We start from the raw sequence: 21,100 nt of genomic DNA on the forward strand, positions 1-21,100 counted from the left end.
AATCATTGATTGTGTCTAGTGAAAAGGTGCGTTCTGTGAACCCTCTTATATTACGTTCACATCTGCTTGGTAGGTAGGGGTAAGAGTGCTATAGTGCGGCTTAAATAATACATATTTAGTAATTAAGTGAAGATTATGTCTGGCGAATTTCATTCTATCTCAGGCTCTAAGCGAAGCCTTCATGTGCAAGTAGCGCGTGAAATCGCACGTGGTATTTTGTCTGGTAAGCTTCCTCAGGGCTCTATCCTACCTGGCGAAATGGTTCTTTGTGAGCAATTTGGCATCAGCCGTACTGCATTGCGTGAAGCAGTGAAATTGCTAACGTCGAAAGGCCTACTTGAGTCGCGTCCTAAAGTTGGTACTCGCGTCATCAACCGCGCTTACTGGAACTTCTTAGATCCTCAGCTGATTGAATGGATGGACGGTCTTGCAGATACTGACCAGTTCTGTGGTCAATTCCTTGGTTTACGCCGTGCGATCGAGCCAGAGGCATGTGCACTTGCTGCTATCCACGCGACTGCGGAACAACGTATTGAATTATCTGAAACTTTCCAGCAGATGGTCGACGTTGCAGAAGCGGAAGAGTTTGATCAGGCAAAATGGATGGAAGTTGACACTCGTTTCCATAGCCTGATTTTCAACGCAACGGGTAACGACTTCTACCTACCATTCGGCAATATCCTGACGACGATGTTCGTTAACTTTATTGCGCACTCTTCGGAAGAAGGCAGCACTTGTATCAAAGAACACCGTCAGATTTACGATGCAATCATGGCAGGCAACGCTGACAAAGCGCGCCAAGCATCAGCAAATCACTTATTAGACTCTAAGCACCGCTTAGCGCCAGTAAAATAAGTTCATCGACAAACCATTGAAAGCACGCGTCCTTCGCGTGCTTTTTTGTCTCTACTCCCCTCTTGCTTTAGCCAGAACCCTCTCTATCCTCACAAAAAACTTCTTATTCAGTGATACTTTGATTAAATTTAGATATATAATAATACAAATCAAATTTATTAAAGTGCTGTGTTATGACTGAATCTTTGCTGCCAAACATCCTGCAATTTATTGGGCAAGTCGACCCATTCGACAAGATCCCAAAACCCGCTTTACGTGAACTCGCATCGCACGTGCAGATTACTTACCTGGGCAAAGGTGAAGTCATTGACCAATGCGTGACAGGCCAAGAGAAGTCGCTCTACATCATACGAACTGGCTCCATGGAGCAAAGAAAGTCCGATGGTGTGCTACGTGCGAAACTGGGGCCAGAAGACATCTTCGGTTTCACCTTTCTTGGCAGCCAAATCGACAGCACTAAGGGCTACCGCGCCATCGCAATTGAGAACTCACTGGTTTATGTGATTCCCAACTCGGCCCTTAAAAAGCTGTTCGAAACCCACCCAGAATGTGCAGAACACTTTGCTTCTCAGGCACAAGTTCGTTTGAAATCCGCGCTGGATGTGGTGTGGTCAAACAAAGAGAAAGGCTTGTTCATTCGCCGCGTTGGCGAGGTCGCCAGCGGTCGCGTTGCAGTAGTGACTGCCGATCAGTCGATTCAAACCGTTGCAAACGAGATGCTGACCAAATGCTCCCCTTGCGCCGTGGTTTACGAAAACGACAAAATCGTTGGCTTGATTACCGACCGCGATATGACCAAGCGCGTTATCGCACAAGGGGTAAGTACTGACCGCCCTATTTCTGAAGTGATGACACACGATCCGCAAACCATCAAACCGGATGATCTCGTCTTACACGCCGCATCGATGATGATGCAGCACAATATTCGCAACCTGCCATTAGTGGAAAATAACAAGGTCGTCGGCGTGCTTACTACGACACATCTTGTGCAAAACCACCGTGTGCAAGCCATCTTCTTGATCGAGAAAATCAAATACGCAGGCAGCGTAAAATCTCTGTCGAGCTTTACTCCAGAGCGCCAAGCGATCTTTGAAGCGCTAGTTGATGGGCACGTCTCACCAGAAGTCATCGGTAAAGTGATGACAATGATCATGGACGCTTACACGCGCCGTTTGATTCAAATCGCGATTGATAAGCTTGGTCCTCCGCCATGTAAGTTCTCATGGATTGTGGCAGGCTCTCACGCTCGTAACGAAGTCCACATGTTGTCGGATCAAGACAGCGCGATCGTCCTTGCTGACCACGCGACAGAGAACGACCGAATTTACTTCAAGCATCTTGCTATGATCGTCAGTAACGGCCTTGCAAGCTGTGATTACCCTTTGTGTCCTGGCAAGTTTATGGCCGCGACGCCAAAGTGGTGCCAACCTCTAAGCGTTTGGAAGAAATACTACAAAAAGTGGGTTGCCAACCCAGAATACGAGCGCTTACTAAACATCAGCGTGTTCTTGGAAATTCGTACCCTTTACGGCAATAAAGATTACGAGAGCATCTTGCGAGATGAACTGCATACTAACATTCGCAGCAACCGTGAGTTCCTCTCCATGTTAGTGAACGATGCGGTGAACACCAATCCCCCGTTGGGCATCTTCAACAGTTTAGTTTTGGAGAAGTCGGGTGAGAACAAGAAGACGCTCGATGTGAAGAAATACGCCATCAATCTGATCATCGATTTGGCGCGCATTTACGGTTTGGCGGTTGAGTGTGATTTAACGGCAACCGACGAGCGTTTCAAAGCAGCGAATGAAGCGGGCGTATTAAGTGAAGATGCGTACAAGAACATCCTGAACGCCTACCAGTTCATCTTATCGTTCCGTTTTGGTCATCAGTTAGAAGCGCTGAAACGCGGTGAAGAGCCAAATAACCACATCGACCCAAATACGTTCGGTAGCTTTGAACGCCAGCACCTGAAAGACGCCTTCCGTATTATTGCTGATTTGCAAGAAGCGGCGAAAGTGCGCTTTGGGAGCCGTTAATGAAGCGAATCTTAGAACACTTTCATCCTTGCTCGCGCCTGAATCGAAAGCGCGAGCAATACGTGAAACAGACGACCATGCCAGAGCACATCAAAGCGCTGGTTCAAACGCCACATCTGGAAGCGGCGCAATTTGCACAAGATGCCAATTACATTGTGCTAGATTTGGAAACGACCGGCTTAGACAGCGAAGAAGATTTGATTTTGTCGATCGGTTGGGTAGACATTGCGAATGGCAAAGTGGATCTGGCCACCAGCCAGCACATGTACATCAATAGTGATTCGCAAATCAAACCAGAAACCGCGGTGATCAACCATATTACGCCGCAAATGCTGTCCGAAGGCGTTTCTATCCATGATGCCATGCGAGCGTTTTTCCACGCCGCTAAAGGCAAGATCTTGGTCGCTCACGCTTGTGTGGTCGAAACCCAGTTCATCAATCAATATCTACAGCGGGTGTTTAAACTCAGCGAACCGCCTTTGGTTTGGCTCGACACCATGTGCATTGAAAAGCATCTACAGAAAGCGATTAATCCTCGTGACGAAATTGATGTCACTCTCTCTGGCACTCGCGCTCGTTATGGCCTGCCAGAATACAATGGGCACAATGCGTTAGCGGATGCGGTTGCGACTGCAGAGCTGTTGTTGGCACAAAAAACTCGCATTACTCCTCAAGGAAAAACCACCATCGGTACCCTTTATCGATTGAGTCTCTAACTCTCTATACATTCCAATATGAAAAAATCTGATGTCTCTAGCGCCATCTTCCTTTTGGTGGCGGCGAACTTGGTTGCGTCTCTTTCTGACGTTTCCCTCAAAATGCTCAATGGCGAAGTGCCCACTTTTCAATACGTCTTTATTCGCCAATTAATCAGTCTGGTGTTGCTTTTACCTCTTTGGGTTCGTTTGGATAAACGAGAGCGTCAAATGGGATGCGATTGGATCACCTTCTGCCGTGCGCAATTGATTCTGATAGGCAGTGCCAGCGCTATGGTAGCAATCACGCATCTGCCATTGGCGACAGCGAATGCGATTTTCTATGTGGGCCCATTATTGGTGCTGCCGCTCTCGGTTATCTTCCTCAAAGAAAAGCCCTCCAAAGGAAAGATTTTCGGCACCTTGATTGGCTTTGGTGGCGTCTTAATTGTGCTTCGCCCTGAACATTTCCATTGGGCGGCGATCATTGCTCTAGGCAGCGCGCTTGCCATCGGTGTGGGCAACATCCTTATTCGCCGTATGCCTCAAGACCAGCCTTTGGTGTGCACCTTGTTTTGGACAACGTTAATGACATTACCGGTCGCTTTATTGCTCGCCTACCCTCAATGGCAAGCCATTACATGGCAACATCTGATGTGGATTATGGCAATTAACTTGTTTGTGCTTGCCTACCATGCCTTGGTGGTCAAAGCGTTTAAGCGTGCTCCTGCAAGCCAGATTGCACTAGCTGAGTACTCCGGACTGGCGTTCGTGACATTGTTTGGTGTGATGTGGTTTGATGAAATACCTGACCTGTTTACCGCGCTCGGTATCGTCCTGATTGTACTGCCGATGATGCCGCTCAATTGGCAGCGTTTACTGGGGAACAAGCGCCGAGCGCCAACTGCGCAAGAAGTGTCTTAACCGCCTCAAGCAATACAATAAATACCTAAGAGGAGCATCGCGCTCCTCTTTTTTATAGTGCTTAAGCTATCTTGCGAATACCTGTGCCACTAACACTTTTCTCGTTAGTAATAGAGCTTAATAGTCTCGAGTTTGTATGGTGGATGAAGGTAATGTTCAAGTTCACTACGACGGTTGTTGAGTCTCTCTAGCAGCTTGTAGGCAATAAAGTAATGGTTAATGTTGCTGACGTAGCGTATCGGCTCAAGTCCGATGTATTGCCGCGTCACTACTTCCACATTGCCGAACCAGACATTGGGATCATACCCTTTTTCTTTGGCAATTCTTCTCATCTTCCTCATGTTACCTGGCCCTGCATTGTAGGCTGCAAGACAGAAGTAAATGATGTCGTTGTCGCTGATGTTGTCATCGTTAAAGAAGTATTTCCTTAGGTAGTTCATGTATTTCACGCCAGCATGAATGTTTGGCTCTTCTTCATAAATGTTCGAGATATTTACCGCTCTATCCCGCGCGGTTGTGGGCAAGATTTGCATAATCCCAACCGCCCCCATATGAGAGATCACATTCTGGTTCAAACCTGACTCTTGAAAGCCTTGGGCCAACATCAACAGATGGTTAAACTGATACTCTTGTGAATAGAGATAGAAGATATCCAACAACTCTCTAGAACGAACTGCGTTGTCTCGGTTAAGGAACTTTCTCAACCATTTGTCGTTTTCTAGATACCTTTCATTGACCACATTGCCGAACAAAGTTCCTATGCGCACTTCCTTGATGAACTTGTTCACCGCCTCTTCTAACTGTGGCGAATCTTGTCGTATTCCCCAGCCAATCTGTGCATTTTCTCTGATGGTGATTTGATTATGGAATGCCACGCCGGGAAAGATATTCCCCCACATCCCCGTCTTGTGTCGGTCAAGTACGGTGATATCGACAATGCCCGCACTGACCATTTCTAAGACCTCATAATCTTGCATGATCTCATCAAGAAACAAGATATTAATCAGCGGTTTGTTTTGTATCGTGAAGTAATTATTTACCTTAGTTAAGCTCTTATGATAACTCGAGCTTTCTCTCACCCAAACATCCAGCCCACTTAAATCATCCACGGTTTTAATGTCCGAGTATCTGCTGTTGGTAACAATGATTTCTGAGACGTTTTCTCGTACCGGATCGCTAAACGCAATCTGCTCTTTGCGCTCATTGGTAATGGTTAGATTCGCAACTATGACGTCACCATAACCAGCTATCAATTTGGGGATGAGTTCGTTTCTTGCGACCGGAATAACCTGAATGTTGAGCGCCTTTTTGTTCTTCCTTAAATAGCGTTCAAACTCATAAATAAGCTCAGAGATAATGCCTTTCGGCTTACCATTTTGGATGTAGTAAAAACCCAGATCAGCAGACACCAAAATACGAACGGCTTTCTTTTCCTTTAGCGTCTCTAAGTCCCCCACGTAGGGATCAGACTTTAAAGGAGACAGTTCCAATGCGGCACTGGTATGAGAGAAAGACCAAAGACACAGGACGATGCAAAGTATTTTACCCACCATGAGCTTATCCGTTCGCCAAATCATTAATGATAATTTTAGCAATAAAAACTCAAGGGCATGTCTTAGGTCTGAGCCTGACCTTGTTCGAGAAATAAAAATAGCCCGCTTCGGGGGCGGGCTATTGGAAAGAATCTTAATTTATTTGTGGCTTAGATTAGAAGCTGTACGTCACACCAACACGGCTACGTAGCTGACGAGATGAGCTGTCATCACAAGAGCTGTTACATTGAACGTTACCGAATTCTACGTATGGACGCCAATCCCAACCTTTCTCTTTGTAGCCTAGTTTAAAGTTGTAGTCCCATTCGTACTTACCGTCGCGGTTACCTAGCTTCCACTCATCGCTGAAGAAATCTTCTTTGTAGTTTGCTTCAAAACCAAATTGCCAAGCGTTCCAGTTGTAATCGATGTTACCTGTGATTTTACTCGCGTTTAGTGAGTCGTGTTGTTTGCCGTCTAGACCTGTTGATGTTTTACCAGATGCGTAGTTGCGGAACTCGTGACGGTAGCGAAGCTTGGTTGTGATACCAGAATCGAATTTGTATTGAACACGAACTTGTGGTTTGTACGTTACGGCTTCGTCACCAAAGGTAATTGGCATCGATGTGGTTACACGCCAGTTGTTATCAAATTTGAAGTGGTAACCGTATTCGAATTCGCTATCACCACGTTGAAGCTCGCTTAAGTTACCAGTGTGCTTCATTTCAACGCCGTAGTAATGGTTACCTGTGCTGCCACCAATTTTGATACGGCCTGCCCACTGCTCTGAATCGTGTTTGTATTCTTCACGGAAGTCTAGTGACGCGGCTGAAATGCTACCTGCAAAAAGGGTTGTCGCGATCGCTAAAGCAATTTGTTTTTTAGATGTCATAGTAATGTTCCACTGTAAATAAATTGTATTTCAAAGTGGCGACGCGCATACACGCCGCCCTTTTTAGGGTTTTATTGTTTTGGGTAAAGCAATTCGATATCGCGCTGAGCCCAAACTTCTGCCAAGTTCTTCTTCACTGTGAAGCGGCTAAAGTCAGTTTCGCTTGCCAGTTTCACCCACTCAGGTTTCTCCATCGCCACACCTGCTTTTAGATAAATCGGTGTCATGCGCTCTACGCGGCGTGGATTGTCTTTCGCGGTGTATGGCCAGTCAGACGCAGGATCTTGATAAGTCGCCATTAGCTGAATACCTTGCGCTAATGAGCCACCTTTCTTGTTTTGGTAGTGCCATAGGTCGATGCCCACTTTGTCACCGATTTGAGCGATGCCGACCAATGGATCTAAACTGAAGTAGTGGTAGTGGTAAGCGCGAGTACGTTCGATTTCATGAGGCTGAGAGCCATCTTTTTCGAACTGAGTGTCTACGCGCATCTTGCCTTTTTGAACCATCTGTTTTGCTAAAGGTTCATTACCTAAGAAGTAAGCAATACTCGCGACTTGGAAGTCATACCAAGTGCCATGGTTGTTTGCCGCAGCAGCTTCGCCTTTCGGACCACCTGATAGGTCATCAATGATCAACCAATCTAGGTATTCGCCGTACCATTGTGTAATTTGCTGTTCGTCTTTTTCCGTCCAAGCAGGAGAAAGCGAAAGGATGGCGATTGAGTCCAGCATGCGATCGGCCAGAGTACGCGTATCAATAATGCCGCCACGACGACCTTCTGCACGACCAGGAACACCCTGACCGTAATTCACATTCGGGTTCATCTTAGTTTCATCATTCATGAACCAAGTACGAACGTATTCGATACCTTGTTTTGCGTATTTCTCGTCTTGGCTGAAGTAATAAGCCAATGCCAATGCGCGAACAGAACGAGTGAAGTGACCAATACGTTTAGAATCTGTTTCAGCGGTTTTCGATGCAGGGTTGGTTTTGCCATCGTGACGAACCCAAGGAAGGCCATCTTCTTTCGATTCATCTGGCCACCAGTACGGGCTGATGCTCATGTAATCGTTTTTGCTACCGCTTGGTGGCGTCATGCCTTTCGCCGTTACCGTGAACGGGCCATCTTTCATCGCCAGTTCTGCTTCTTCAATCAGACGGTCGTACGCGTCTTTCATTGAATCGCTCGCTTTATCTGACTGTAAAACAGCGCGGTTTTGTTCAAGCGTTGCTTCATCAAGGAACACAAAGTCTGCAGCGAGAGTGTTAGCACTGAAAAGAATGGCGCTGAGGCAGGTTGCTAGATGTAGAGGTCGTAGGGGTTTCATTATTATCGGCCTTATATCTTGAGTTAAAATACTACAAATATAGTACCTATCCGATGTTGAGCGTTCTGTGAATTAGATCTAATTGTATGATTTATCCGCGTTATCAAACTTTATTAAAACCACTAAAGTTCACATTAACTTATTGATATTAAATATATTACCTCTCTTTCTTGCTTATTAATTGTCTTAATATTTAGGCTAAAAATGTGCTCTACCGCATATTTTTGCACCAAATGAGTTCATTTTTATTTGTCATACAATATAATCATTTCAAGTTTTTGAGACACAGAACATCAAATTGCTATTGACGCGCACTTTTTCGCTCTGTCCTTTTCTATATAGAGTCCAATAACAGGTTAAGCATCGCTTGGTTATAGAGATGAAATGAGGAAGGCCGAGGCTATATAAGCAGAGGTCACTTATGTCAGGCTGAAACATAAGTGGATAGAAGAATTAAGTAAGTACAAGAAATAGCAATAGAAGCAAAGTACAGCGAACAAGATGGATGCGACCAGTGAAACTTTCGACATTGAAGAATACTGTTTTGTCATCCCTACTCGCTGTTGCTCAAGTCTTGATGGTTCTAAGCAGCTTGTTGTTGCTTCCAACGGTTGTAGTTCTCATTGGACTTAAATGGCTGTAGCGGTTTGTCTTTTGTAACAGACACTTATAGAGACAAATCAACAAGCTGGTTTCGCTATCAACAGATAGCAAGGAAAACGCTTAATTGGTTATGAATAGTTTATTTTTAGGAGCCGTTAATTAATTGGGAAGTCTTTAATACCAATCGGCATAGGTAAAACGCCGAGATCGAGCAGACGAGGATGTTTTGTGTCGATTGGTATAGTTGCTCCCATATCATAACAACACTTTACAGAGCCTAGCTTTGTTGAACTTTGCAATGATTGTCGAAGATCTTACAGCGTAACGTGCTTAGCAGCGATGAGAGATATACCCCTCGAGTATCTTTCAGCTACATCCAGAACCTCGTTTCACTGTTCTATTGCAATCCAACAGAGCCCTTGGCTCAGACGGTATCAATACCGTTTTTCGCCCACGCATTACAGGCATGTCGTGGGCGTTTTTTTATCTGCAATAGTCATACAAATCTGACAATAGTTCACACCTTCTTACTCCGTTATAGCCCTTATTATCTAAGGCTATAAACGCTATTGAACCGATCGAGTGCACGCCAAAGTCATTGATAATTTGTCGTGATATTGACTTGGTGCACCCTTCCCTTTTTGAGTGCAATGTCAATATCCGATCACGATCACTTGTATGATTATTGAAATGACCCATTCCGGATCATTCGTCACGCTTTTGAGTTATTGTACTACAAATAAGCAAACTGATAGTTAGTATTGCCTTAAGACATTAAATAACGATCAAAAGGTCTAAAGATGGAACTCAATACCCTTATTGTAGGCATCTACTTTCTATTCTTAATTGCAATAGGTTGGATGTTCAGAACGTTTACCAATACGACTAGTGACTATTTCCGAGGCGGCGGCAACATGCTTTGGTGGATGGTTGGTGCAACGGCCTTCATGACGCAGTTCTCTGCATGGACGTTTACTGGTGCTGCTGGTAAAGCTTATAACGATGGTTTCGCGGTTGCGGTTATCTTCCTAGCAAACGCATTCGGTTACTTCATGAACTTTGCTTATTTCGCACCAAAGTTCCGCCAGCTACGCGTAGTGACGGTAATTGAAGCGATTCGTATGCGTTTCGGCACCACGAACGAACAAGTCTTTACTTGGTCTTCAATGCCAAACAGTGTGGTATCTGCTGGTGTTTGGTTGAATGCACTGGCGATCATCGCTTCTGGTATTTTCGGCTTTGATATGACAGCAACTATCTGGATTACCGGTTTGGTGGTACTGATGATGTCAGTGACGGGTGGCTCTTGGGCGGTTATCGCGTCTGACTTCATGCAGATGGTCATCATCATGGCGGTAACGGTAACTTGTGCAGTTGTTGCGATCGTTCAAGGCGGCGGCATTACTGAAGTCATCAATAACTTCCCTGTCGCAGAAGGCGGTTCTTTCGTCTCTGGTAACAACCTGAACTACCTAAGCATCTTTAGCATTTGGGCGTTCTTCATCTTTGTTAAGCAGTTCTCTATTACCAACAACATGTTGAACTCTTACCGCTACCTTGCAGCAAAAGACTCGAAAAACGCGAAGAAAGCAGCATTGCTAGCGTGTGTTCTAATGCTAGGCGGTGTATTCATTTGGTTCATGCCTTCTTGGTACATTGCGGGTCAAGGCGTAGACCTATCAGCAGCTTACCCAGATGCAGGTAGCAAAGCAGGCGACTTCGCTTACCTTTACTTCGTACAAGAATACATGCCAGCAGGTATGGTTGGCCTTCTCGTAGCAGCAATGTTTGCCGCGACCATGTCTTCAATGGATTCAGGTCTAAACCGCAACTCTGGTATCTTCGTTAAGAACTTCTACGAACCAGTAGTTCGCCGTGGCCAAGCATCAGAGAAAGAGCTAGTAACGGTATCGAAAATTACGTCAACGGTATTTGGTATTGCCATCATCCTGGTTGCGCAGTTCATCAATTCACTAAAAGGTCTGAGCCTGTTCGACACCATGATGTACGTAGGTGCCTTGATCGGCTTCCCAATGACAATCCCTGCATTCCTTGGCTTCTTTATTAAGAAGACGCCTGACTGGGCTGGTTGGGGCACGCTGATTGTCGGTGGTCTTGTCTCTTACGTTGTTGGTTTCGTTATCACTGCTGACATGGTTTCTTCAGCATTCGGTCTTGAGCAGCTTACTGGCCGTGAATGGTCAGACGTTAAAGTCGCGATTGGTCTAGTTGGCCACATTACGCTAACGGGTGGCTTCTTTGTTCTATCAACGCTGTTCTACAAGCCTCTAAGTGAGAAACGTCAGGCAGACGTAGATAAGTTCTTCGACAACCTATCAACACCACTTGTTGCTGAATCTGCAGAACAGAAAGTTCTTGATAACAAGCAACGTCAAATGCTTGGCAAACTCATCGCAGTCGCTGGTGTAGGCGTAATGCTGATGGCGCTACTGCCAAACCCAATGTGGGGACGCTTAGTCTTCATCTTGTGTGGTGCCATTGTTGGTGGCGTTGGTCTGCTACTTGTTAAAGCAGTCGACGACAACGGTACTCAAACCCAACAAGCGGTAACCGAAAGCTAAATCTACCTTATGAAGCGGTTGTACTCAGCCGCTTCATTCTTCCCCTATCACTCAGGTCTATTTGTTTACTTTTTTGTTAAGTCCGTTGCGGTTGAGACATTAAATAACCAGCGAATTTAACAAAGAAATAATCATACAAAATAAGCAAAATGTATAACCAAAGTTTCTTGTTGATACGATAAGCGAATGTAATTAACGGGATTTCATACTGACAAAGCTCATCATAAGTTATTGAATAATCGACTTTAAGTTCACAACAATCAGTTCTTGCAGATAGAAGCAGAAGAATGTACTGGGTCAATCAGATTTCCAGTATTAATCACTTCATCACACAATTGAATTATTGTAGTACAAATAAATAATCGAACGGATAATATATCTGGCAGAAATCAATGACTATGAGAAGGTCGAAAAATGGAACTCAATACCCTGATTGTTGGCATCTATTTCCTATTCCTCATTGCGATAGGCTGGATGTTTAGAACATTTACAAGCACCACCAGTGACTACTTCCGCGGGGGCGGCAACATGCTGTGGTGGATGGTAGGCGCAACGGCGTTTATGACCCAGTTCAGTGCTTGGACATTTACTGGTGCGGCCGGTAAAGCGTACACCGATGGCTTCGCTGTAGCGACTATCTTCTTAGCGAATGCGTTCGGTTACTTGATGAACTACCTGTACTTCGCACCGAAATTCCGCCAACTGCGCGTTATCACGCCGATTGATGCGATTCGCATGCGCTTTGGTCGCTTTAACGAGCAAGTATTCACTTGGTCTGGCATGCCAAGCAGCGTGATTTCTGCGGGTATCTGGTTGAATGGTTTGGCGATCATTGCATCGGGCATTTTCGGCTTCGATATGACAACCACCATTTGGATCACGGGCTTGGTGGTACTAATGATGTCCGTAACGGGCGGCTCTTGGGCGGTTATCGCATCTGACTTTATGCAGATGGTCATCATCATGGCAGTAACGGTGACGTGTGCGGTGGTTGCGGTAGTAAAAGGCGGCGGTATTACAGAAATCATTGCGAACTTCCCTGTTCAAGAAAACGGGTCTTTCGTAACGGGTAACAACCTGAACTACCTCAGTATTTTTGGTATCTGGGCAGTGTTCATTTTCTTAAAGCAGTTCTCTATCAACAACAACATGTTGAACTGTCACCGTTACCTAGCGGCAAAAGACTCTAAGAACGCGAAGAAAGCGGCACTGCTTGCGTGTGTACTAATGACAGTGGGCGTATTTATTTGGTTTACCCCTTCTTGGTTCATTGCAAGCCAAGGTGTTGACCTATCGGCGCACTACCCAGAAGCAGGCTCAAAAGCGGGTGATTTTGCTTACTTGTACTTTGTTGAGAAATACATGCCAGCGGGCATGGTTGGTCTGCTGATTTCAGCGATGTTTGCAGCGACGATGTCGTCAATGGACTCGGGTTTGAACCGTAATTCAGGCATCTTCGTGATGAACTTCTACTTGCCGATTCTGCGCCCGAACGCGACAGAAAAAGAGCTGATGATCGTATCGAAAATCACCTCTACCTTCTTCGGCATCGCGATCATCTTGATTGCTCTGTTCATCAACTCGCTAAAAGGTCTGAGCCTGTTCGACACCATGATGTACGTTGGCGCGTTGATTGGCTTCCCAATGACGATTCCTGCGTTCTGTGGCTTCTTCATCAAGAGAACACCGGACTGGGCTGGCTGGGGCACATTGGTGGTAGGTGGCATCGTGTCTTACACGGTTGGTTTTGTCATCACACCGGAAATGATTCAAAACTGGTTTGATCTTCAGCCTCTAACAGGCCGTGAATGGTCAGATCTAAAAGTTGCGGTTGGTTTGATTGGTCACTTGGTGTTTACCGCAGGCTTCTTTGCTCTGTCGACACTGTTCTACAAACCGCTTGAAGAGAAACGCCAACAAGACGTTGACCGCTTCTTCAATAACTTAGCAACACCGTTGGTTTCTGACTCAACGGAACAGAAAAAACTGGATAACAAACAACGCCAAATGTTGGGTTCGTTGATTGCGGTGTCTGGTGTGGGTGTGATGGCGATGTTCTTACTGCCTAACCCATTCTGGGGACGCATGATTTTCGTGTTCTGTGGTGTGATTGTTCTTGGCGTCGGCGTGGCGCTGATGAGAGCAGTCGATGGCAACGCAGAGCGTGCTTCTGAGGGGGCTCCGATAACGGAGAACTCATAACGAGAAACAAGCGGTTGAGTATTCAACCGCTTTTTGTGCTTCTACAAAGAGATACATTATGAAAAAAACAATGCTTGCTGGCGTGGTTGCCGCGTCCATTTCTGCCCTAACCCTAGTAGGTTGTAACACTTCACCTTCTCAAACTACGGAAGCTGCGGCTCCCGCTGTTGTTGAAACCGCTGTGAATGACATCACTCGCGATTACTTGCTTGCTACGGATCGCTTAAACACAGTGGATGGCAACGCACTTGAAGCGCAATCAGCAGACGCTGTGCAAGCATTGAAACAACAAATGGAGAATGCCGAAGACGGTACAACAATTACGATTCCTGCGGGTAAATACGCGGATCTTGATATCGTCACGGTGAAAGCCAACGACATTACCATCAAGGCGGAGCAACCTGGCAGCGTTTGGCTAACGGGTTTGGCTCAGCTTCGCCTTGAAGGTAACAACATCACTGTTGACGGTTTGGTATTTACCGAAGGCGGCCCTGCTGAACGTTTCGGCGGCGTGCGTATGATGGGTGACAACAACACTTTGCAAAACTCTACGTTCTACTACTTCAACCACGCTTACGAATACCAACCGGACGAGCGTCGCTCTGAATACCCGAAATACTTGTGGGTTTCGCTTTGGGGTAAAGATGGAAAAGTGATTAATAACCGTTTTGAAGGTAAGCAAAAGCGCGGCACGTTAATTGGCGTACAAAAAGACGACACACCAGACAACCACCTTATTGCTAACAACATTTTCTTGGACCAGAAACCAAACCAGTTCAATGAATTCGACATCAAAGAAGCGATTCGCTACAACGGCAACAGCTGGGAAGCGATTCGAATTGGTGACTCTAAATCTTCTCAATGGGCATCAAACTCTAAGTTCACCAACAACCTGATGATCGATATGGATGGTGAGCGTGAGCTGATTTCGATTAAGTCAGGCGGCAATGAAATCTCTGGCAACACCATCTTTGAAAGTGCCTCTCTGATTTCTCTTCGTCACGGTAAAGCGAACGTGGTGAAAGACAACGTGATTCTAGGTAATGAAAAACTGCTGACTGGCGGTATGCGTATTTACGATGAAGACCACGTGATTGAGAACAACTACATCACTGGCACGCGCGGTCGTGATGGCAAGATTGAAGGCAATGCGGATCTACGTGGCGGCATCGTGATCAACACCGGCATCATTGATGTAGCAAACGGCGAGCAACTAGACCAAGCAGTGAAAGGCAAAGAGCTCAACAAACAATGGACACCAAAGAACATCACCATTCGTAACAACACCCTTGTAGATACGGAATGGGGCATTGTCTACGGCAACCAAACGCACCGTGTGAGCCTGTTCAACAACAGTGAAGTGAAGAACATTTTCGCTGGCGTGGACGTTCACTTCGACAGCAACGTGGTTGATAACCACCAGCAAGAGCAATTCGTTAGCGTACGCGCGACAGAAGAGTTACCGCTGGTGAATCCTATCTACAAGAACGAAGTTTACGTCGGCGCGGTGACTAACGCAGAGCAAATCGCTTCTTACTCGGTAGAGCTACCAAAAAGCGAACAAGTGAAAGGCTTTACTCAATACCAAGGCGTTGGTGCGGATACGAGCAAGCTGTCTGTAGTAACGGCGGAAACAGCAGGGCCTGATTACCTCCTTTCAAACGCTCAAAAGTAATTCTGCTTTAGAGTTTGCTTCCAGTCTGGTGATACAAGCCAGACTGGTTTTCCTCTCCTTCACCAGTAACCCCACAATAACTGAAGAAAATTTCACCACCCTACTGTCTCCCAAGATTGAGTTGTGGTTTAATTGTATGACAATTATAAAACTCTTTTCTTTTGCTGCGGATACACTCATGGATGCTGTTTTACATCAGTTGCAATTCTCGTTGTCGATCACTGGCCCCATCTGCTTAATGCTGGTATTGGGCGTTATCTTCAAACGCATTGGGCTTATCAACGACAACTTTATCGAAGTCGGTTCTAAACTGGTGTTTCAGGTCACGCTACCTGCGATGTTGTTCTTGAGTATCGTCGTCTCCGAGCATGATTTCTCTGCGGCTAGCGGCTTCGTCAATTACGGCATTGTTGCCAGCATCGCGTTTTTCATCTTCACTTTTATCTCTGTCAAACTGTTCTTCAAATCTTCACCCGACCAAGGCGTTTTAATCCAAGGTGGCTTTCGCGCTAATACGGGGATCATCGGTATTGCGTATGTGGCGAATGCTTACGGTTCACAAGGTGTGGCGCTGGCCGCGCTTTATGTTGCGGTGACCACCTTTATCTATAACGTGCAAGCGGTGATTTGTTTGTCTCCAAAAGGTGCAACGTCTGGGTCTCAAGCCGCCAAAATGATGGTGAGAACCTTAACGCGCAACCCACTGATCATCGCGATTGTCTCTGGCATGGTGTTCTACCTTCTGTCGATTCCGGTTCCGGATGTGGCGATTGATGCCGGTAACTATCTATCGAAGATGACGCTTCCCCTCGCCCTTTTGTGTACCGGAGGCTCTCTCGATTTAAGTTTGATGAAGAAAGAGAAAGGACCATCTTGGTTTGCTAGCAGCTACAAACTGATCGTCGCCCCTATCGTGATTACCACAGGCGCGTATTTAGTTGGCTTTAGAGGGATTGAGCTTGGCATTCTGTTCTTTATGAACGCCTCTCCCGTTGCAGCAGCAAGTTATGTGATGGCACGCTCGATGGGAGGAAACTCCGTCTTAGCAGCGAACATCATTGCTTTAACGACCGTGCTTTCGACCGTGACTTGTACCGTGGGAATTGTGATTTTAAAAGCGTATGGCTTGATCTAAACGCTTGAATGGACTGCTTTAAACGATTGAATGGAAGAATCGGTGCGAGTGGCTGGAGAGGCATGAACAGCTAGAAAACCACGAATAACTAGAAAGATACCAATAGAGACAATAAAGCCTCAGCGAACTGAGGCTTTATGTTTGTACTTTTGGTCACTTACTGATTCGGTAATCCTTTGAGAAACTCTTGGAAGCTCGGCGCTTGTACGCGGCTCAGTACCTTTCTCATGTCTTCAATTAGGCTATCGTCAGACCAATCAACACGAATATCAATCGGCGCTTGCGTGTAGCTCTCGATACGAAGAGAGGCAGAATGCGTACCGCGCTTATCGCCGCCCGCAGCCAACGCGGCTTCTAGTGCAGTTATGAGCACTTCCGCTAACCTTGCTTCGTAGTTCTCATGATATTGAGGTTTGTCCCCTGCTCTCACTTGCTCAGCATTCAGCATTGTTTGAGCCATAAGTGAATCCGCAAAAGCTTCAATAACCGCGTCACTTTCTAGCATGTTGCCAGCAACGGCGAGATCTTGAAAAGCAAGAGAACCCACGTGCGCGATGTTCTCTTCACCATTGATAAACGCCGCGTGGCCATGTTTATCCATTACCATGCATTGGCGCTCAGCAAATTCAGCATCGCCCTCTTTCAAACGCTCAACCACATCATGGCAACAAAGCCCTTGGGATAACCATCGCTTGGCGTTGTCCGCATACCAAGGGTTAGTAAATAAGCCTTGGGTGGCACACGCGCCAATCCCACGCCAACTGTGGTTTACGTAGCCACCGACGGCAACGCCGCCAGTCGCTGTAATGGAAGCCGATAACCCTGTTTCTGGATTAACGTGTATAAGTGAAATCGTCATAGATTCTCAATATAAAAGGCGTTAGTAACCAACCATTTGTCCAACAAACAAGGCTACCCAACATAGAACATAAACGAACGCCATGAATGGCATGATAGCTTTGAGCCACTGCTCGTAAGAGACGCGACCAAGTGCCAACATCGCTAGCGTGCCACCGGAAGTCGGTACGATTAGGTTGGTCAGACCGTCACCCACTTGGAATGCGGTGATCATCAGCTGACGGCTCATGCCAGTAAGGTCAGCTACAGGAATTAGGATTGGCATGGTCACCATTGCCTGACCAGAGCCCGATGGTACGAATAGGTTGATCACACCTTGCACCACACTCGCGACAATCGCAGAGATGGCAATCGGCATATCTTGAATAAGTGAGCTTAACGCGTTAACGATTGTGTCGATAATTTGCGCTTGGTCGAGAATGATTTGAATCGACGCCGCAACACCAATGACTAATGCGCCTGCGGTTACACCCGATGCACCTTCCATCATTTGCTTCACAATGCCATTGGCGCTTAAGCCGTTGACTGCGCCGATCACAATCGCCATCAATAAGAACAAGCCTGCGATCTCGTTGATGTACCAGCCATTGGCAAACACACCGTAAAGCATCACCCCAAGACCAGCTAGGAATACGCCCAACGTCAGTGTGTCTTTCTTCTCTAGGTGGTATTCCGATAGATCTTTGCTTAAGCCTTCTGCTGAATCTGGCTCTTTAAACTCCATCTTCGCTACACGAGTACAGATGTAGTAAGACAGCAGTGCAAGAGAGGAAATCACCATCGCCGCACGCAACCAAGCGCCCGAGAAAGTTGGCAGCTCTGCAATACCTTGAGCCACACCGACGGTATAAGGGTTGATTGGTGACAGTGCAAAGCCCACACCAATACCGCCCACTGCCATTACCGTACCTACTAGGCTGGAGTAACCAACCGCAGCAGAAATCAGAACCGCGACAGGAACAAGTGCGATGTTGTTCTCAAAGCCTACCGCCACGCCAAAAAAGCCGTAGATAAAGGTGCCGATGGTGATGATCAAATTACGGTTCTTCACACCCGCTTTGTTTACCGCCACACCAATTGCGTTCTCTAATGCTCCGGTGCGTTGCAAGATATGGAACAAGCCACCAGCAATAAATACGATGAACAAGTAAGGCGCAGCACTGATCAAGCCTTTCGGAATCGCGACAAAAATATCAAAGAAATGCACCGCAGGAACGTCATTCAGATAGGCAAATGAGTTCGGCACAACCGTGGTTCGGCCATCGACAACAACGCGTGAGAATTCCCCCGCAGGCACAACAAAGGTCAGTAGGTAAGTCGCCACTAAAATCATAAAGATCAGGACCATTGGGTCCGGCATGCTTTTGTACCAAGCCTTTTTCTCTGTCGTCTCCATCTTCTTTGTCATATCCATAACAAAATCTCTCCTTAGTATAGGAATGAAAGCTCACTCGTTTGAGCAATCACGTTTGCAAGCAAAAACCAACGCTTGGTTTTAAAGTAAAAAAGAGGATGAATCCCCACCCTCTCTTGTTTTATTCGTGTGTTATTGATGCTTCATCAGCATGCAGAAATGGTTCAGTACTTCGACTGCGGCCATCAGATCTTTTTGTAGAATCGCTTCATCTGGATGGTGGCTAACCCCATCCGTACAACGCATAAACAGCATCGCAATGTCGGTTAATTCACACACCGCGAGACCATCATGCCCTGCACCACTAAATAGGTGCTTAGCTTCAATGTTGGATAGCGAGATCGCCTGAGTGAGTGCCGAAGAGAGCGAATCAGAACAAGTAACTGCCGCTTGCTCGTAAGTCTGTTCGTGACGATACGCAAGATTGTACTGCGTCATTAAGGTTTCGATGTTTGCCAGCATTTCTTGTCGTGCTGCAATACGGGAAGCATCATTTGGTGAGCGCAGTTCGATAGTGATGTCCGTTTGCTGAGGAATCACATTCACACCGTTCGGGAAGTTAGCTATTTTGCCAACCACACCCACAAGGTCGTCTTCACGCTTACACAGTTGGTCAAACATATGGATGACCTGCGCAGCCCCAACTAGCGCATCTTGGCGCATGTCCATTGGCACTGTACCCGCGTGACCAGCTTTCCCTAGAACCGACAAAGTATGGCGCTCGATACCGGTGATGGCCGTAACCACACCCACAGGCAAGTTCGCTTGCTCAAGTTGCGGGCCTTGTTCAATGTGGAGTTCCACAAAGCCCAACACCTTGTCTTTGTCGTAAGCATCTTGCGCAATAAGTTCTGGATGGCAACCGAATGAAGTCAGTGCTTCACGCATCGTAATACCGTAAGCATCGCGTGCATCCAAAACGCTCGGGTCAAACGTTCCGGCAATGGCTTTTGAACCGAGTAATGTCGATTGGAATCGCGTGCCTTCTTCATCACTGAAGGCAATCACATCGATATGGAAAGGAAATTCAAATTTATGCTGATGGAAATAATGAACCAAAGCGATAGGTAGGATGACACCTAAAATACCATCGTATTTGCCACCATTTGGCACGGTATCTTGATGAGAACCAAAGATCAGCGTCTGCGCATTTGGGTTCGGGCTGTGATAACGACCAATAAGGTTAGCCGCGTTATCCATGCGCACTTCCATGCCAGACAACGACATCCACTCGCGTAGCTTTTCATTTGCTCTCGCGTGCTCTTCACTGGCACACAAACGCGTCACGCCTTCGCTATCTGGGTCATTGGTTTGGCTGCATTGAGCAATATCTTCCAACCATTCCCACGCTAGACTGGCCGTTTCTACAAATTTTTCCATCTTGAATCGCTCTATTTCTAACCATGTTCATTTTTAATTTATCATGATAAATATCAAATGAAAGACATTTATCATGATAAATAGACTTTTTTGTGAATGCGATTCGATCGATAATCGGATGGTTTCATAACTAAAACCGTGTTCGTTTTTCAGAAAATGAAAGGCAGAAAACAGGTGACATCCTTTGAATTTCCTTCAAAATTCAATAGATACCGCGAGATAACCCAGCGAGGAAAATGTGGCAAGCAGCGCGAAAGGACGTAGAACTCAACAACTGGCCGAATCGATCAAAACTTGGATCGTCGATCAAGCTTTGCAGCCCGGCGATCGTCTGCCGAGTGAAATCGAAGTCATGAAAACCTTTGATGCTTCCAAAAGCACGGTGCGAGAAAGCATGCGAATCCTTGAGGCGCAAGGTATTCTCTCGACCAAGACAGGGCCAAAAGGCGGTGTGTTTGTTAGCGAAATGAGTGAGAACAAAGCTCAGGCACTGCTAAGCAACTACCTGTTCTTCAAAGACGTTTCGATTTCTGATCTGTACCAAATCCGCTTGTCACTTGAACCAGAGATCGCGGCATCATTGGCGGGCACATTGACCGATGAGCAACTTGCTCGTCTCGATCAGCAAATCGATAAGTACCAAACGCCACCAGAAGACGTGTATCAAGAGCGCGAGCACCACATTGCATCGATTGAGTTTCACAGCCTATTGGCCAGTTACTCTGGCAATGAGCTGCTGAAGTTTGTGGTTCGCTTTACTGCACAGATGCTTACCGAGCTAACGATTTATCGCAAACTGTATGAACCGGGAAACCACAAACTGTGGCAAACGGGCGTGCAAAGCCAACGTGCACTGGTGGAGGCATTGCGTAAAGGTGACGCTTCAAAAGCCAAACAAGTGATGGAACAACACATGCTGACCGCGCATCAATTGATGAAAAAACAAGAAGCTGAAGTGGCGAACCGTTTTCTCACAGAAAGCTAAT

Annotated in this window: 15 protein-coding genes; 9 read left to right on the plus strand and 6 right to left on the minus strand. The window is 46.3% G+C overall.

Translation table 11 applies throughout. The features are described 5' to 3' along the window. The first annotated feature begins 135 nt into the window (after nucleotides 1–135). The 4 genes from ATB76_RS06945 (at nucleotide 136) to ATB76_RS06960 (ending at nucleotide 4,510) form a co-directional block, all read left to right on the plus strand. Complete coding sequence (locus ATB76_RS06945; RefSeq protein ID WP_038866981.1) at nucleotides 136–855, plus strand: FadR/GntR family transcriptional regulator; 720 nt, start codon at nucleotides 136–138, stop codon at nucleotides 853–855. A 173-nt stretch (nucleotides 856–1,028) separates the two neighbouring features. Continuing rightward, nucleotides 1,029–2,891, plus strand: coding sequence for a putative nucleotidyltransferase substrate binding domain-containing protein (locus tag ATB76_RS06950; RefSeq protein ID WP_038866979.1), 1,863 nt, complete (start codon nucleotides 1,029–1,031; stop codon nucleotides 2,889–2,891). After that, nucleotides 2,891–3,607, plus strand: a complete 717-nt coding sequence (locus ATB76_RS06955; protein ID WP_038866978.1) for a 3'-5' exonuclease — start codon at nucleotides 2,891–2,893, stop codon at nucleotides 3,605–3,607. Before ATB76_RS06950 ends, ATB76_RS06955 begins: the two co-directional genes overlap by 1 nt. Nucleotides 3,608–3,625: 18 nt before the next feature. Beyond that, complete coding sequence (locus tag ATB76_RS06960) at nucleotides 3,626–4,510, plus strand: DMT family transporter (protein ID WP_042600863.1); 885 nt, start codon at nucleotides 3,626–3,628, stop codon at nucleotides 4,508–4,510. A 104-nt stretch (nucleotides 4,511–4,614) separates the two neighbouring features. Here the strand turns inward: ATB76_RS06960 and ATB76_RS06965 are convergent, their stop codons facing one another. The 3 genes from ATB76_RS06965 to ATB76_RS06975 all read right to left on the minus strand — a co-directional run bounded on the left by ATB76_RS06965 (nucleotide 4,615) and on the right by ATB76_RS06975 (nucleotide 8,265). Beyond that, nucleotides 4,615–6,063, minus strand: a complete 1,449-nt coding sequence (locus ATB76_RS06965; RefSeq protein WP_061034942.1) for a lytic transglycosylase F — start codon at nucleotides 6,061–6,063, stop codon at nucleotides 4,615–4,617. A 154-nt stretch (nucleotides 6,064–6,217) separates the two neighbouring features. Further along, the gene (locus ATB76_RS06970; RefSeq protein WP_020195684.1) at nucleotides 6,218–6,934 is read right to left on the minus strand and encodes an oligogalacturonate-specific porin KdgM family protein; all 717 of its coding nucleotides are present in this window, start codon (nucleotides 6,932–6,934) and stop codon (nucleotides 6,218–6,220) included. Nucleotides 6,935–7,005: 71 nt separating this feature from the next. Next, the gene (locus tag ATB76_RS06975) at nucleotides 7,006–8,265 is read right to left on the minus strand and encodes an alginate lyase family protein (RefSeq protein WP_038866974.1); all 1,260 of its coding nucleotides are present in this window, start codon (nucleotides 8,263–8,265) and stop codon (nucleotides 7,006–7,008) included. Nucleotides 8,266–9,668: 1,403 nt separating this feature from the next. Between ATB76_RS06975 and ATB76_RS06980 the strand changes: the two genes are divergently transcribed. The 4 genes from ATB76_RS06980 (at nucleotide 9,669) to ATB76_RS06995 (ending at nucleotide 16,462) form a co-directional block, all read left to right on the plus strand. Continuing rightward, entirely contained in the window at nucleotides 9,669–11,450 is a 1,782-nt protein-coding gene (locus tag ATB76_RS06980; RefSeq protein WP_038866972.1) for a transporter, read from the plus strand. A gap of 414 nt (nucleotides 11,451–11,864) precedes the next feature. Continuing rightward, the gene (locus ATB76_RS06985) at nucleotides 11,865–13,652 is read left to right on the plus strand and encodes a transporter (RefSeq protein WP_038875673.1); all 1,788 of its coding nucleotides are present in this window, start codon (nucleotides 11,865–11,867) and stop codon (nucleotides 13,650–13,652) included. A gap of 58 nt (nucleotides 13,653–13,710) precedes the next feature. Then, complete coding sequence (locus tag ATB76_RS06990; protein WP_061034943.1) at nucleotides 13,711–15,327, plus strand: polysaccharide lyase 6 family protein; 1,617 nt, start codon at nucleotides 13,711–13,713, stop codon at nucleotides 15,325–15,327. 178 nt (nucleotides 15,328–15,505) lie between these two features. Then, the gene (locus ATB76_RS06995) at nucleotides 15,506–16,462 is read left to right on the plus strand and encodes an AEC family transporter (protein ID WP_020195677.1); all 957 of its coding nucleotides are present in this window, start codon (nucleotides 15,506–15,508) and stop codon (nucleotides 16,460–16,462) included. Nucleotides 16,463–16,619: 157 nt separating this feature from the next. Here ATB76_RS06995 and ATB76_RS07000 read toward each other — a convergent pair whose 3' ends face one another. The 3 genes from ATB76_RS07000 to ATB76_RS07010 all read right to left on the minus strand — a co-directional run bounded on the left by ATB76_RS07000 (nucleotide 16,620) and on the right by ATB76_RS07010 (nucleotide 20,114). Then, nucleotides 16,620–17,321, minus strand: a complete 702-nt coding sequence (locus ATB76_RS07000) for a DUF1028 domain-containing protein (RefSeq protein ID WP_061034944.1) — start codon at nucleotides 17,319–17,321, stop codon at nucleotides 16,620–16,622. A gap of 21 nt (nucleotides 17,322–17,342) precedes the next feature. After that, nucleotides 17,343–18,734, minus strand: a complete 1,392-nt coding sequence (locus ATB76_RS07005; RefSeq protein ID WP_061034945.1) for a TIGR00366 family protein — start codon at nucleotides 18,732–18,734, stop codon at nucleotides 17,343–17,345. Between the two features lie 132 nt (nucleotides 18,735–18,866). Continuing rightward, nucleotides 18,867–20,114, minus strand: coding sequence for an allantoate amidohydrolase (locus ATB76_RS07010; RefSeq protein ID WP_061034946.1), 1,248 nt, complete (start codon nucleotides 20,112–20,114; stop codon nucleotides 18,867–18,869). A 238-nt stretch (nucleotides 20,115–20,352) separates the two neighbouring features. Here ATB76_RS07010 and ATB76_RS07015 point away from each other — a divergent pair, with 238 nt between their 5' ends. Then, a complete protein-coding gene (locus tag ATB76_RS07015) occupies nucleotides 20,353–21,099 on the plus strand; it encodes an FCD domain-containing protein (RefSeq protein ID WP_061034947.1) in 747 nt (248 codons plus the stop codon). Nucleotide 21,100: the final 1 nt, after the last annotated feature.

Origin of the sequence: Vibrio sp. MOR3, from assembly GCF_001557775.1 — a bacterium.
GTDB classification, from domain to species: Bacteria; Pseudomonadota; Gammaproteobacteria; order Enterobacterales; family Vibrionaceae; genus Vibrio; species Vibrio jasicida.